Annotated in this window: 12 protein-coding genes; 4 read left to right on the top strand and 8 right to left on the bottom strand. The window is 65.4% G+C overall.

The features are described 5' to 3' along the window. Positions 1–276: 276 nt before the first annotated feature. Complete coding sequence (locus AC1D3B_RS27230) at positions 277–1719, bottom strand: amidase family protein (protein WP_478193785.1); 1443 nt, start codon at positions 1717–1719, stop codon at positions 277–279. 208 nt (positions 1720–1927) lie between these two features. Between AC1D3B_RS27230 and AC1D3B_RS27225 the strand changes: the two genes are divergently transcribed. Then, positions 1928–2869, top strand: coding sequence for a helix-turn-helix domain-containing protein (locus tag AC1D3B_RS27225; RefSeq protein ID WP_478193784.1), 942 nt, complete (start codon positions 1928–1930; stop codon positions 2867–2869). A gap of 468 nt (positions 2870–3337) precedes the next feature. Beyond that, a complete protein-coding gene (locus tag AC1D3B_RS27220) occupies positions 3338–4063 on the top strand; it encodes an NADPH-dependent F420 reductase (protein ID WP_478193783.1) in 726 nt (241 codons plus the stop codon). A gap of 279 nt (positions 4064–4342) precedes the next feature. Here the strand turns inward: AC1D3B_RS27220 and AC1D3B_RS27215 are convergent, their stop codons facing one another. From AC1D3B_RS27215 to AC1D3B_RS27190, 6 genes are read right to left on the bottom strand one after another with little or no spacing between them, the layout of a single operon-like run. Next, positions 4343–6655, bottom strand: coding sequence for a molybdopterin-dependent oxidoreductase (locus tag AC1D3B_RS27215; protein WP_478193782.1), 2313 nt, complete (start codon positions 6653–6655; stop codon positions 4343–4345). Positions 6656–6657: 2 nt separating this feature from the next. After that, positions 6658–7461, bottom strand: coding sequence for a CoxG family protein (locus AC1D3B_RS27210; protein ID WP_478193781.1), 804 nt, complete (start codon positions 7459–7461; stop codon positions 6658–6660). After that, positions 7451–7927 carry a (2Fe-2S)-binding protein gene (locus AC1D3B_RS27205; protein ID WP_478193780.1) on the bottom strand — a complete coding sequence of 159 codons (477 nt, stop codon included), beginning with the start codon at positions 7925–7927 and terminating at the stop codon, positions 7451–7453. Before AC1D3B_RS27205 ends, AC1D3B_RS27210 begins: the two co-directional genes overlap by 11 nt. After that, the gene (locus AC1D3B_RS27200) at positions 7924–8796 is read right to left on the bottom strand and encodes an FAD binding domain-containing protein (RefSeq protein WP_478193779.1); all 873 of its coding nucleotides are present in this window, start codon (positions 8794–8796) and stop codon (positions 7924–7926) included. The genes AC1D3B_RS27205 and AC1D3B_RS27200 overlap by 4 nt, the downstream gene beginning before the upstream one ends. Beyond that, the gene (locus AC1D3B_RS27195; RefSeq protein WP_478193778.1) at positions 8789–11080 is read right to left on the bottom strand and encodes a xanthine dehydrogenase family protein molybdopterin-binding subunit; all 2292 of its coding nucleotides are present in this window, start codon (positions 11078–11080) and stop codon (positions 8789–8791) included. Before AC1D3B_RS27195 ends, AC1D3B_RS27200 begins: the two co-directional genes overlap by 8 nt. Before the next feature lie 9 nt (positions 11081–11089). Beyond that, positions 11090–12076 (bottom strand): Bug family tripartite tricarboxylate transporter substrate binding protein, encoded by a 987-nt coding sequence (locus AC1D3B_RS27190; RefSeq protein WP_478193777.1) that lies wholly within the window; start codon positions 12074–12076, stop codon positions 11090–11092. A 97-nt stretch (positions 12077–12173) separates the two neighbouring features. Here AC1D3B_RS27190 and AC1D3B_RS27185 point away from each other — a divergent pair, with 97 nt between their 5' ends. Both AC1D3B_RS27185 and AC1D3B_RS27180 read left to right on the top strand, forming a co-directional pair. After that, positions 12174–13022, top strand: a complete 849-nt coding sequence (locus tag AC1D3B_RS27185) for a helix-turn-helix domain-containing protein (protein WP_478193776.1) — start codon at positions 12174–12176, stop codon at positions 13020–13022. A gap of 596 nt (positions 13023–13618) precedes the next feature. Then, positions 13619–14044, top strand: coding sequence for a hypothetical protein (locus tag AC1D3B_RS27180; RefSeq protein ID WP_478122808.1), 426 nt, complete (start codon positions 13619–13621; stop codon positions 14042–14044). 302 nt (positions 14045–14346) lie between these two features. Here the strand turns inward: AC1D3B_RS27180 and AC1D3B_RS27175 are convergent, their stop codons facing one another. Then, on the bottom strand, positions 14347–14895 hold the full coding sequence (locus AC1D3B_RS27175; protein WP_478193775.1) for a hypothetical protein: 549 nt from the start codon (positions 14893–14895) through the stop codon (positions 14347–14349). Between the last annotated feature and the right edge of the window lie 8 nt (positions 14896–14903).

The following is a 14903-nucleotide window of genomic DNA, read 5'->3' as shown; positions in this document are numbered from 1 at the left end:
CTTCGCCTGGACTGCGTCGCGAACCGACAAGGGCTCCGAAGTCTCTACGAGGACTTTGGTTTTGTCCTGCATAGCGTCGTTCAAAAGGGCACCACTTCATTTGCGCGGTATGAACTTTCGACGGCAAGATGACGGCCGGCAAGCGGCCACAACCGGACCTTCGACATCGTCGTCCAGTTTTCCGGCAGGAGGACGCTCAACCTGGGTGAATGTGCCATCGAAGCTTCTTGGCAGATCGCTTGCGAGTTGAGGTCTCTCCGGTGTGGTCAAACAAGTTCAAGACATCCGCGGGCCTGGGATCACCCCTATGCTCGCCGAGACGCGAGCCGCGATGTCAAGGAGCCGCGCATCATCGTTTCTCAGCCCATCGAGCTCCATTCCAATGGGCAGGCCCGCTGACGAGAGGCCGATGGGAAGACTGATCCCCGGCATCCCTGCGCAACTGGATGGAGAGACGTTCTTCGCCAGCGCGACGCGATCTGAAACTTGTCCCGCAATCGAGTAGGGCACGCGCTCGTCAATCAGCGGAGCCACGGTGGGCGTCGTGGGGAAGAGCAGCGCATCGATCCGATTCGAGCGATAGGCCTCGTCGTACCTACGCTGAAGTTCAGGCCGGTGGACGTTCAGGGAACTCCGATAGACGTCCTCGGAGATGGCACGGGGTGCGCTTGCGACCACGCTATCGCTCCAGGGCACCTTCACGTTCTGACCGAGGCCTTCATAGATCTCTTCAAACGAGGTGGCGATGCCTTGTTCCTCCAAGTATCCAACAATGTGGGGCATCGTCTCGCCGAAGAAGATCGGCCAGTTCGCCTGGAGCGCGAGTGAAGCGAAGTCCTCGCCGAGATCGATCTCGATGATCTCGGCGCCCGCGTGCCGCAGGCGCGCCAGAGTTTCCCTGAAGCACGCCTCCACGTCGGGGTCGACCAGGTCGAGATGCTGCCGGGGCGCGAACCCCAGCCGCAGGCCGCGGAGGTCTTGGCCAGACGGCTTGGCCGGCAAGGCCGCTCCGGTGGCGATCGCGTCCAGGAGCGCGCAGTCTTCGACCGTTCGCGCCATCGGACCAGGCGTATCGAGCGTATGCGAGATGGGCGCAATTCCGCCGCCTGGCCATCGGCCGGTCGAAGGCCGGAACCCGACGACCCCGCACAGGGAAGCTGGCACCCGGATCGAGCCCACCGTGTCGCCGCCAAGCGCAGCGGGAACCATCCCCGACGCCACGCTCGCTCCCGCGCCGCTTGATGATCCGCCCGTGACCCGGTTGGGATCGTAGGGATTCCGGACCTGGCCATAGTGGGCGTTCAATCCTGTCAGACCATAGGACATCTCGACGAGGTTGTTCTTGCCGAAGAGGATGGCACCGGCATCTCGCATTGACTGAACGACCGATGCATCCTGCGACGGCCGGTGTGCCGCTAGCACCTTGGTGCCCAGGGATGTCGGCATGTCGCGGGTATTGAAGCTGTCCTTGATGGCGATTGGGACACCATGAAGCGGACCCAGCTTCTTCCCCGCCTTGCGGTCGAGATCCGCCTGCCTTGCCGCCGAGAGGATGGCGGCCTCATCGAGCGTGATGAAGGCGCGCAGGTCCGCCAGCGCATGCGCCCGCTGCAGGAGCGTGGCGGCGTAGTCTGAAGCGGTGATCGTGCCGGCGCGAATGGCCGCGGCTGCTTCGGTCATGGAGAGCTGATGGAGCGGGTGATCGTCAGGAGTTGGCATGTTGGGTCCAGTGGAAAGAAAGACGGGAGGCTACGCACGACCGTCGAAGCGTTCTCGACTCGAAGCGCCAACCGGTGGGACTCGCTTGCCAACCTGCTTGAGCCTCGGAACAAGGCATCTGCGCCATCACGGTTTCGCGCGGCGGCACGTGGCTTGTGCTCGGCCCTATGCAATACTTTTGCCTGCAATGCAGTTCGCGGAGGCCTCAATGCTGAGCATGGACAACACGTCGGTCGTCGAAGCGGAGGATGGATTCGACTACTGGCATCACGTCACCTGTAGCAACTTCTCGCTGTCTCAGTGCGCGCGCAGCCCGGGGCGGGCGTTTCGCGCCCGGATCGCAAGCCGGCGATTCGGACCGCTCGCCTTGAGTGACACCTCGATGCATGCCGAGGGCGGCGTGCGAATGACAAGGGGACCTGCCGAGATCCGCAAGGACCCGCGTGATCACTTCATGGTTTTCCTCGTCACGCACGGAAGCATCGACGTCGCGCAAGGCGATCGGCGTGCAAGCGCGTCGGCCGGGGACCTGTTCGTCTACGACCAGACGATGCCTTTCAGCCTGGACTTTCACCGGCCGCGCTCGATACTCGTCAACGTGCCTCGCGCACTGATGCTCTCCCAGGCACCTGGGATGCGAGACATGACCGCGCGCCGCCTCCCAGGCACATCGAAGATGGGCGCCCTCGCGGGCTCACTCCTGCGGCAGATGAGCGGCTTGGACGGCAGTGCGAATCGCGCTGGCGATCGCCTCGCGGCAGCCGCGATGGACATCCTCGCTACCGCGCTGGAATCGGAGCTTTCCGGAAACGAGAATCTTCAGCAGAACAGCCATCGCCTGCTGCCCAAGGTGCAGCGCTATATCCTCGACCATCTCCACGAAGACGACCTGGACCTGCAGTCGATCGCCGAAGCGCAGAACATCGCGCCAAGAACCTTGAACAGGATCTTCGCTTCGGAAGGAACGACCCCCATCAGGTGGCTGTGGCAACAACGCTTGATCACGAGCTACAGGGCGCTCTCCGAGGGGCACGTCGACAGCATCACGGCCGCAGCCCTCAGTGCGGGCTTCAGGGACATGTCGCATTTCAGCCGCGCATTCAAGCGTGAGTTCGGTTGCCTGCCAAACACGGTTCGCCGCGGGCGTTGACAGGTTCCGGCGAGGCTGGCCGAAAGTCGGGGCCACCTGTGAATTCGGAGGCGATCCCAACACCCGAACGACGGGGCGGAAGCAGCCGGTGGCGGCTAGAGCCGGGAGCGGCCACAAGCCGTCTTTCGCACGATACGCTCGTAGGACCGCTTCCGCACTGCCCACCTGCCGTTCAACGTGGTCTGCAACAGAGGTCCTAACCATGCGACGCATGGGCGTCCTAGCTCACGGTTTATCGGCGATCCTGAAGCGCCTTGGCATTTTTTGGTCTTTACGTGCGGCGGAGGGATGGACGTCGCAGGCTTACCGCTTGCTGTGTAGGGATTCTGTTCCCAAACATGACGCTCCGCTGGGTTCGCTGGATACTTTCCGTTCGGTCGATAGCGGAACTGCGTATTCGCCGCGTAGCTGCTTAGCTACCTATAGCGACAATTCGTCGCGGTGCAACCTTGATAGAAACTACGCATCATGAACATTGGAATCATCGGGGCAGGTCACATCGGCAGTGCTCTTGCCGTGCGTCTCGGCAGCCTCGGCCACTCCGTTTACATCGCCAACTCCCGCGGCCCCGAAACCCTGAAAGATGTCGGTCAAAAAACCGGCGCCAAGCCGGTGACTGTTCGGGAAGCGGCCTCCCACGGCGAGATCATCGTGGTTACCATCCCGCTGAAAAACATCCCCGACCTGCCCAAAGACCTGTTCGCGGGCGTTGCAGCCGACGTACCTGTCATCGACACGAGCAACTACTACCCCTTGCTGCGCGACGGCCAGATACCGGAGCTGGAAACCGGCGACCTCACTGAAAGCGAATGGGTGCAGCAGCACTTAGGGCGCCCCGTGGTGAAGGTGTTCAACAACATCTACGCCGACCATCTCCAAAACAAGGGCCTTCCCGCCGGCACGCCCGGCCGGATCTCTCTGCCGGTGGCTGGCGACGATGAGGCAGCCAAACGAAAAGTGATGCTTCTGGTTGAGGAACTAGGCTTCGACGCTGTCGACGATGGCAGCCTGCGTGAGTCATGGCGACAGCAGCCCGGAACGCCGTCTTACGGCGCTGACCTAGCCGCCGAAAAGCTGCGCGAGCATTTCGCCACGCTGGGCAGCCAACGCACGGAAGCGCAGCACGCTGAGTACCTGTCAAATCACGCCAAACAGGAGCGGGCCATGGCGGCGCAAGGCATCAAACTAAAGTAGCGTCGGCCTTACCAGTTGGCCAATTGGCACGGCTCTGTCGCTGGCTCCCAAGCCTAACAAGGTCTTCGAACGTCAGGCAGTTGCGCAGGCGCATAGGAGCCCGGATCGACAGATCGCAACCGGCCCAATAGCAGTCCTACCATGGGAAACGACAACGCAACGAACATTGAGTTGATCCATGATGGAGTGGCCCGAGCAGGGATGGACTCTGCATGGTCCTGTCACCTGCTTGGACTAACGAGAGCCAATTGCGCTAGCGAACGGGGGCAGGCCGCTGCGTCAGTGATCGGTGAAGACCGGAGGATCAAAGGCGCTGACCTCGGGCGGCTCGTCGCACTTCTCAACCTGCACCAGCACCGTCTGCACCATGGTCGACTGGGCGAGCTGAGAGGTGCCGCGGTCCATCGTCACGACATTCGGATTGCCGTGCTTCTCGAGGCTGCCGGGCTGGCCGCCTTCGGCCGGGTCGTACCACGCACCGGTTGAGATCTGGACGACACCCGTACGTAGCGCGTCGGTTACGACCAGCCCCGCGAGGAATGCGCCTCGCTCGTTGAAGACGCGCACCACGTCGCCTTGCACGAGCCCACGCAAGGTGGCATCGGCCGGATGCATCGCCAGCGCCTCACGCCCGGACATCTTGCTCTTGCGGCTGAGGGGCGCGTGGTCATGCTGGCTGTGCAGCCGCACGGCGGGTTGGTTCGACAGGAGGTGCAGCGGATATTGCGCCACGGCCGTCGACCCTAGCCACTCGGCCGGCGCCAGCCACGCCGGATGCGGCGGGCAATCCGCGTAGCCGTAACCGGCGATGGTGCCCGAGAAGATCTCGATCCGCCCAGAAGGGGTCGCCAGGGCATGCTTGACGGGATCGCGCCGGAAGTCCCCGAGCAGGACCTGGCACTCGGACGGCGAAGGAAACTCGTACATCCCGGCCTCCCAGAAGTCCCGGAATTCCGGCGGCTCGAAGCCGAGCGCCTGCGCACGCGCACGCGCGCCTTCGTACATGTGCTTCAACCAGCCCAACTCGTCACGCCCCTCGGTGTAGGCATGGCCGAAGCCCAGGCGGTTGGCCAGGTTGGCCATGATGTCGAAATCGTTGCGCGCCTCCCCCACGGGCTCGATCACCTGCTTCATCGCGATCCAGAAGGGCGTGTACTCCTGCGCGAGGATGTCGTTGCGCTCCATCGTGGTGGTGGCCGGGAGCACGATGTCCGCATGCTTGGCCGGCGGGTTCCACCATGGCTCGTGGACGATTACCGTCTCAGGCTGTTGCCAGGCCTCGAGGAAGCGGTTGAGGTTGCCGTTGTGATGGAAGGGATTTCCCCCAATCGAGTACAGCAGCCTGATCTTCGGGTAGGTGATGGTCTTGCCGTCGTACTCGATCGTCTCGCCCGGACGCAGCAGCATGTCGGCCACGCGGCCGACCGGCACGTAGGCCTTGATGGCATTGGGACCCAATGGCAAGGTCGGGCGCGGAAGGTCGTCGTGGTGCGGCCTGGTCGTGCCGTTGATCGCCCCGAATCCGAGGCTGAAGCCGCGTCCCGGTAGCCCGATCTGGCCAAGCATGGCCGCCAGCGTGATCGTCATCCAGACCGGCTGCTCCCCGTGATCGGCGCGCTGGATCGACCAGCTCGTGGTGACGAGGGTGCGCGAGCCGGCCATCGTTCGAGCCAGTCCTTCGATCAGCTCGACCGGCACCTCTGTAATGCGGCTCGCCCAGCGCGCATCCTTGGGCTGTCCGTCCTCACGGCCCAAAAGATAGGCCTGGAAGTGCGCGTAGCCTTCGCAGTACTTCGCGAGAAAATCCCTGTCACATAGGCCCTCCTGCTCGAGGGTGTGGGCGACGCCCAGCATAAGGGCGACGTCGGTGTTCGGTCGAAGCGGGATCCACTCGGCCTTCAGGTACTCAGGCAAATCGTGGCGCAAGGGGCTGATATTGACGAACCGGATGCCAGCCGCGGCCGCGCGCCGGAATCCCTCCGGGTTCTCGTGCTCCACGGCGCCGCCGGGATCGATCTGCGCGTTCTTGAGCGAGGCTCCGCCGAACATCACCACCAGCTCGGCCGAGGCGACCAAGTCCACCCACGGGACGACCATTTCCGTGATGTCCGAGCGGCCGAGAATGTAAGGCGCGATCTGCAGGGCCGCACCGAAGCTGTGGTTGCCGCGCTTGTCGACATAGCCGCCATGCAGGCCGAGGAAGCGCTTGAGCACGCTGGGGGAATGGTGGAGGCGCCCAGCGCTGGCCCATCCGTAGGAGCCGCCGTAGATCGCCTCGTTGCCGAACTGCGTCTTCACTCTCTGCAGCTCGCCGGCGATGAGGTCCAGCGCCTCGTCCCAGCCCACGGGAACGAAGGGCTCGCCGCCGCGCTTCTTCGTCTTCCCGCGGAGGTAGCCCGCGCGAACGTAGGGCTGGTCGATGCGCAGCGAGCTGCGAACGGTCTCCGGCAGGGACGCCATGTAGCTCGACGGATGGGGATCGGACTTGAAGGGCGTGGTGCGCACGATCTGGCCGCGCGGATCGATCTCCACGTTGTAGACGCCCCAGTGGGAGGCGGTCTGGACTGTGCGATGGCCGCGTGGCGTGTCCATCGTCATTCCTTCGACGCGGGATGCAGGCAGTCGCCCAGGAGCGCGGCGCATTCGCGCGCGGCTTCCAGCGGCCAGTGGACGGTGATCGCCGCGCCCTCGCGCATCAGCTCGATGCGGATGTGGCGCTCGCCTGGCGCGGCACTGCGCTTCGAGAGCGAACCGAGCAGGCGCGGCCACCAGCCGATCTTCTCCAGCTTCAACGGTACTGCTTCGGCCATGGTGACGTGCGGCCTCTGGTCGAAGGTCGATGACGACACGAGGGCGGTCGCTGGCGCCGGCTCCGACGCCGACATGGGCGCAGGCATGGTGGCCGGGTCCGGCGCCGCTCCTGGCGAGCCGGTCCCGTCCGGCCCGTCCTGCTGCGACTCGATCCGTGCCACCAGCTTCTGACCGAACTCGTCCCACATGCGGTCGGCCTTGGTCTTCATGACGCTCAGGCCGAAGCTGCCCAGCCGCCCCAACACGTGCACCTTCACCTTCATGCGCAGCTCGGTGCTGCCATCCGGTTGCTCGGCGAGGAACATCTCGCTCTGCTGCTTGAGCGAGCTGGCGACAGAGGCATCTTCGCCCGTGCCCTCGCAGCGCAGGTAGGATGGTGCACGCTGCTCGAGGATAATGGTCCTGAGCTTGAACTTGGCGCTGACGAAGGCGATCTTCACCGCCATCAAAGCCTTGTATTCGGTGGGGCTCACCACCTCGATCGACTGCATGCCGGGTACGCATCCGGCCATTACCTCGGGGTCGAGCAGCAGTTGCCACACATGCCCACACGGCGCGGCAATGTTTAGGGTTTTCTCAATTTCCATGCATCTTCTCCGCGGCGTCCAGCACCGACTCCACAATCTGGCTGTAGCCCGTGCAGCGGCAGATGTTGCCGTTCAGACCCTCACGCACCTCGCGCTCCGTCGGTGCCGCATTTTTTGCTAGCAGCGCGCACGAAGCCATCAGGAAGCCGGGGGTGCAATAGCCGCACTGCAGTCCCCCGCAGCGCATGAAGGCGTCCTGCAGCGGATGCAGCCGGTCGCCTTGTGCCAGTCCTTCCACCGTGGTGATGACCCGGCCGTCGGCGTGCACGGCCAGAGACAGACAAGACTTCACGACCTCGCCGTCGATCAGCACCGAACAAGCACCGCAAACGCCCGTCTCGCAGCCGCGCTTGGTGCCGGTGAGATTCAAGTCGTCGCGCAGGAAGTCGGCCAGCAGCCTGCGCGCTGAGACATGCGCCTCCCGTTGTTCTCCGTTGATGGACAGGGTGATGGTGTGTTGACTCATGCCTCTTCTCCAGTCAGGCCGAACAGGCCGGCGATCGTTCGGCGACAGGCGACACGCACCATGGCGCGCCGGAATTCAGCGGTGCCGCGCGTATCCGAGATGGGCTCTATATCGGCCGCCACTATGTCCGCGGCCTCGGCGGCCACCATCTCAGTGACCGTCCTGCCGCGCAGAAATTCCTCGGCGCGCGTAAGGCGCCCAGGAATGGGCACCGAAGCCCCCACGACTAGCCGCGCATCGCGGCACAGCGCGCCCTCGCGGCGCGTCATCAAGGACACGCTGGCGAGCGGCCGGTGCTCCGCCGCGGTGCGCAGGAAGCGCGTGTACCGGCCGTGGATGTCAGGCTGCAGTATCGGGACGCGGATCTCCACCAGCAGCTCGTCGGGCTCGAGCGCGGTCACGTAGTAGTCCACGAGGAACTGTTCGATGGAGAGGATGCGCTCTCCGCGCGCACTGCCCAGCACCACTTGCGCGCTATGCGCCATCAGGCAGCCGGGCGGGTCGGTGGCGGGATCGGCATAGCAGAGATTGCCGCCAATGGTGCCCTGGTTGCGCACCTGCGGGTTGGCGACCTGCCCGGCCATGGTCGCGAGAACGGGGTAGTGCCGCTGCACGATCTCAGAATGCGCGAGCTCGGCATGCTTGACCAGGGCGCCGATGCGCAGGCCCTCGCGCGGATCGAAGGAGATGCCACTTAGCCGTTCAAGTCGCAGGACCGAGACTACCTGCGAGGGCGCCACCATGCGCTGGCGCATCGCCAACAGCAAGGCGGTGCCGCCGGCCATCACCCGGCAGTCTTCGCCCAAGTCTGCCAATACGCGACTCGCCTCGGCGACAGTCCGAGGCTCGAGGTAATCAAACTCATACATGGTGCGGCTCCCGGCGGGCGCGCAGCGCCGATAGCACCTTCTCGGGAGTGATCGGCAGATCGGTGATGCGAACGCCGATCGCGTCGAACACGGCATTGGCAATGGCACCAGGGCCGGGCAAGATCGCGGTCTCGCTCGCGCCTTTGGCACCATAGGGGCCATTGGGATCGTTCGATTCCACAATGCCGCTGCGCAGCATGGGCAGGGCGTCAGGCGTGGGCATGGTGTAGTCGGCGAAGTTGCCGTTGACGATGCGGCCGTCCTCCAACTGGAGGCGCTCGTACAGGGTCCAACCTATGGCCTGTGCCGCAGCGCCGTTGCTCTGGCCATGGACCGCCTGCGGGTTAAGGGCCTTGCCGCAGTCGTCGGAAAGGAAGCTGTCGATGAGCGTGATCTGGCCTGTCTCGGTGTCCACCTCGACCTCCACCGCCTGGGCCGCAAAGGAATAGGCGGGCGCGATGTTGCCCATAAGGGTCTTCTTGTCGAACATCTCGGTCTTTGCATCCCAGCTGCCGATGACCTGAATACCTCCGCCACCATGACTCCAGATGTGGGCACGCGCCACCTCGGCCAGTGTCAGGCTACGTCGCGGCTCGCCCCGCACGCGCACTGTGCCGCCGGTGCAATCGAGCTCGGCACCCTGCGCCTGCAGCATCGCGGCGGCCTGCTTGAGCAGCTTCTCGCGCGCGGCGCGCGCCGCCACGATGGCGGCATTCCCGCCCGCGATCGTGACGCGCGAGGCAAGCGAGCCGATGCACCAGGGCGAGCTGTCGGTGTCAGGAGCGACGACGTGCACGTGCGCGAGCGGAATGTCGAGCTCGTGCGCCACGACCTGCGAGAGCATCGTCATGGCGCCCTGCCCCATGTCCGCCTCGCTGCTGTGCAGGACGACGCGGCCGTCTTCGTCGATCTTCAGCATCACCGTGGATCCGTCCCAGTCGCCGATGGTGCGGTTGCCGCTCACGTGCATGGCCGCAGCCAAGCCCACGCCGCGACGCTTCGTGCCATGGCTGGAGGGGCGGCCGCGCTTGGCGCTCCAGCCGATCGCTTCGGCGCACTGCGCGAGGCATTCCACGAGGCCGGTACTGCCGATCTTCCAGCCGTGCACTGAGGTTTCGCCGCACTCGATCGCGTTCCGGCAGTGGACGTCCAGCGGGTCGAGGTCCAGCTTGCGCGCCATGGCGTCGATATGACTGTTCAGCGCGAACAGCATCTGCGTGCCACCGAAGCCGCGGAAGGCGCCGTGCGGCGGCGTGTGCGTGTAGACGAGGGTGGCGTGCGAGCGCACGTTGCCGTTGCGGTGCATGTTGTCGCTGCGCATCGCGCTGACATGCATGACCTCCGCCGATAGGCCGCTGTAGGCGCCGCAGTCGGCCACGATGCGCACGTCCTTGGCGACAATGCATCCATCTCGATCCATGCCGAGTTTCAGCGTGATGCGCTCGGGCACGCTGGTGGCACAGGCCAGGAAGTCTTCCAGCCGGTTGTTGACCAGCCGCACCGGCTTGCCGCTGCGCAGCGCAAGCAGGCCGGCGATCAGGCTGTTGGCGTCCTCGATGATCTTGCCGCCGAAGCCGCCGCCGGTGGTCGCCTGGATGACGCGCACCCTGGAGACGGGCAGTTCGAGCACTGCGGCCAGGCGGGCGCGGACCAGGAATGCGGACTGGGTCGAGGTCCACACCTGCAGGCGACCGTCGGCGTCGACCGTCGCGACCGAAGCCATGGGCTCCATGTAGCCGGGGTACTGCGAGTGCGTGGTATAGGTGGCCTCATGGACCAGGTGGGCGTGCGCGAAGGCCGCGTCTACATCGCCGCGTTCGAAGCTGATCTCGTGCGAGATGTTGTCCGTGCGGCCGGGATGCACTGGGGCCGCCTCCGGGTCCAGCGCCTCGTCCGGAGTGAGGATGGCCGGGAGTTCCTCGTATTCCACCTCGATCAGGTCCAGCGCATCGCGCGCGCTCTCTTCGCTGGTCGCGGCGACAGCAGCCACCTCCTCGCCGGCGAATCGCACCACGTCGCGTGCCAGGGTGAGTCGTTCCTTGTGGTGGACGCCCCAAGGCACCTGCGGTCCGTCGGCCCCCGTCACGACCGCCTTCACGCCGGGCATTGCGAGTGCCTGCGTCACGTCGATGCGCACAATGCGGGCGTGCGAATAGGGACTGCGCAGCACTTTTCCGTGCAGCATGCCGGGCAACTTGATGTCGCCGGCGTACTGGGCACGGCCCATGACCTTGGCACGGGCATTGACCTGGGGCACCGAAGTGCCCAGCGTTGATGAACTCATGAAAGCCCCTCAGTCGGCCGTAATGGCGAGGTCCTTGATCAGCTTGCCCATCGTCTGGTACTCGGCTGCATTGGTCTTGGCGAGCACCTCGGGTGCGCCGCCCACGGGCAGGGCGCCGAAGGTCGCGAGCTTGGCCACCACTTCGGGCGACTTGATGATCTCGTTGAGGTAGCCGTTGAGCAGGCGCACGACTTCTGCCGGCGTGTCCTTGGGCGCGAAGAAGCCGTTCCAGGCGCCGACGACCACGTCCTTGTAGCCGGCCTCGACAAGCGTGGGCACGTTGGGCGCGAGCGTCGAGCGATGCGCATCGCCGATCGCCAGCGGGATCAGCCGTTGCTGGCTGGTGTACTGGCTCACCACACCGAGCGTGACCCAGGCGGTGTCGACATGGCCGGCCACGACGTCGTTGACCGACGGCGCGACGCCGCGGTAGGGCACGTGGGTGATCTTCACGCCAGCGGCACGGTTGAGCCATTCGCCCACGATGTGCATCGGCGAACCAGCACCGGGTGTGGCATAGGTGAGATTCTTTCCGGACTTGGCCAGCGCGATCATTTCCGGGACCGATTTCGCGCCGATGCCGGGATTGGCCACCAGCACCAGGGGCTGGGTGGCGATCTGGATGATCGGCTCGAAGCCGTGGAGCACGTCGTAGCTGGCCGCGGGCGACAGCCGCATGACCATTGGCGCGGTGGTGAACGGGTTGGGCGTGAAGAGCAGCGTGTAGCCGTCGGGCGCGGCACGGCCGACGAAGCCGTTGCCGAGCGTGCCGCCCGCGCCCGGCTTGTTGTCCACGATCACCGCCTGGTTCAGGCGTTGCGACAGCCGTTCGGCGAGCGTGCGGGCGATCGAGTCGGTGTCGCTGCCGGGCGGGTAGGACACGACGATCGAGATCGGCTTGGTCGGGTAGGCTGCCTGGGCGCCAGCCGGCGTGAAGGCGAGGCAGCAGGCGAGCGCGATGGCGCCGAGCGCCAGCTGTCGTCGAAGTGTTTTCATGACGTGTGTCCTCGGGCCGGGGCCTCTATGGATGGATGAAGGAAGCCAGCAAATTCTGAGAGCCGGTGTCCGCAGTCGCCAGATATAATTTCACCTGATGAACCAGTCGCGCCGCGATGCCTTCCGCAGTTCCGGGCCCGCGCCCGGCGTGAAGTCGATCACCGCGCTGCGTCGCGGGCTCGATGTGCTGTGGTCCGTTCAGCAGTCGTCCGCTGCCACGCTGGCAGACCTGCACCGGCAGACTTCGCTGTCAAAGGCCACGCTCCTGCGGATCCTGAAAACCCTGCAGGAGGCCGGATGGATCGAGCGCAACGAGGTGGAGAACCGCTATGTGCCGACGGCCAGCGCCGGCGAATCGGGGCTGGCAGTGGAATGGCGCGCACGCATGTCCTCTCTGGCCACGCAGCCACGCGAGCAACTGCAGCGGGTTGTTCCCTGGCCGATCGATCTCGCGGTCCGGGACGGGCTGGCGATGCTCATACTCGACACGCACCGGCCGATAAATGGCCTTGCGGTGAACTACCGGGTGCTCGGCTTTCGTCCGCGACTGCTGCTGTCCTCCCTGGGTCGTTGCTACCTGGCTTTCTGCCCGGAGACCGAGCGCCGCAGGCTGCTGGCGTCGCTCGCACGATCACCGTACGAGGTCGACCGCGCCGCGCTGAAGTCGCACGGCAGCCAGGACTGGGCAGCCCGCTACCGGGCGCAAGGCTATGCCTCGCGCGATCCGAGCCCAACGAGCCTGGACTCGCCGGAGCGCTTCGGCGCCATCTCGGTGCCGATCCAGCTTGAGGGCGTGGTGGTGGGTTGCATCAGTTGCGCCTGGCTGCCCGCAGTCGCCACCGAGCAGGACATTGTGAAGCGCCATCTCCTCGACCTGAAGGCGGCCGCGCTCGCGGTCCAGAACCGGCTGGCTGCTGCGAAGTTCCCGCCCGTGCCGCCGCATTGAGCCGGCCTTGCTCGCAGTCGTCTCATTTGAACGACCCGAGGAGGTCTACTGCCAGACCATAAGCAGGCGCTGGAACTCAGCCAACGATGCGCGCTGACGGCCACAATGAACGACCGCTTTCCGAAACTTCATATGTCCCCTTAGGGCCCCGAACCCGCCGCTCAGCGGACGCGATGGATGCCGTATAGCAGTCTCTCGAAGGCGTCACCGATAGGCAGCTCGTCAGACCAGGTCGGACCACGGAAATGGTGACGCGAATCTGAGCGCGAACAGCTGTCCGGCAGCTCGGCTCCCTCGGTTGCGCCAAGCGGATGACAGGACTACCATGTTGCTGACCATCCCGAGGGTGTCAGCCGTAGCGCTCAGCAGGCTGTTTCACTTGACACGGTGTGGTCTCGATGAGAGTTGAGAGCGGCCAAGAGCTGGAGACCCGTGATCACTCAACGCAACTTGTCCGTCGGACTGCCATTGAGGTTCGCTCTGGGGTCACTCACGCGAGCGCGGCCACGGCCAAAGGTCATCGGTTGGCTCAATCCATACCTCAGAGCTAACAATGCGCCCGGTGCGGAGCAGTTCCATGGTGCAATGCTCACATCATGAGTGACCGGCGCATCCTCATCGTGGCGCACCGGACCGCGGCCTCGCCCAAGCTGCTCGCCGCGGTCGCCGAGCGGGCCGCACGCGAGCCGTGCAAGTTCACGCTCTTGGTTCCTCGGCCGTATTGGGACCCGGACACCGAGGAGGCGGCCATCACGCTCGAGCTCGCGATTCCGCTGCTCGACACGGCCGCGGGCTCCCATGTGCAAGGGATCGTCGGGGCCACCGACCCGTACGAGGCCGTGCGCCAGACGCTCGAGCGCGAGAAGTACGACGAGGTTATCGTCTCGACGCTGCCAGAGCGGATCTCACGGTGGTTGCACCTCGACCTTGCCCACCGCATCGAGCGGTTCGGCGTGCCCGTGAGCGTCGTGACTGCGGACCAGGCGGAGCGCACCCTCTCGCCAGGAGCCGGGTCGAGCTGATCGGATGGCCGCGCGTCGATCCGAGCCGCGCCTGACTGCGTCTCGATCAGCTGAAGCCGGCGATTCAGCGCTTGCGTTTGCACTTCTCAACGGCAGCTTTGGGTCAGGCAATCCTGAATTTCGAACGAAGCACTGGGCCGGCCGAACCCGCCGCTCAGCGGACGCGATGGATGCCGTATAGCAGTCTCTCGAGGGCGTCACCGATAGGCAGTTCGTCAGACCAGGTCGGGATTCGAACACGACATTGGGGCCGCCTCGCGGAGGCTCTGCGCAGATCCGCGTTGGACAAGCGCGGGGCGACTTCAGGGCGCCGGCACGACGCTGTAGTAAACCCCGTTGGCGCCGTAGTAAGGCCTGAACCAGGTCGTTCCCACCTGGTAGTAGTTGACGCCGTAGCGGTCCACCATGACCGCACCGGCCGGGACCGTCGCATAGCTGACGCCCATCGGATACACCACCGCCGCGGGGCGCGCTGCAGTCGCGATCGCCGCGCCCGCCGCCACGCCGACGACCGCACCGGCGGCCACGGCGCCGGCGCAGTTGTAGCAGCCGGAGTGGTAGTACGGCACTGCGACGGGCGCGTGGTACGGCGCATAGCCGGCAGCGCCATACGCGGGCGGGTGGTAGGCGCTGTAGCCACCGGGCGTGGTGTGCACCGCGCCCATGCCGCCGACCGCGGTGGTGCTGCCGCCCCAGCGATTGGTGTGGGTCGCGCTGTCGAAGCCGCCTTCCGTGTGGCCGCCGAAGCGGTTGGCCGTGGCCCAGGCGGCGGCGGGTGCGTGGAACCCGGCCGTCGCCAGCAGGCAGGCCAGAAGGGGAAGTACAGGGAGGAGGGCCTTGGGCGTCTTCATGGTTCCGA

This window comes from Variovorax sp. P5_A3 (genome assembly GCF_056400665.1).
The sequence above is the reverse complement of the archived record's forward strand: the minus strand, read 5'-3'. Positions and strand labels throughout refer to the sequence as shown.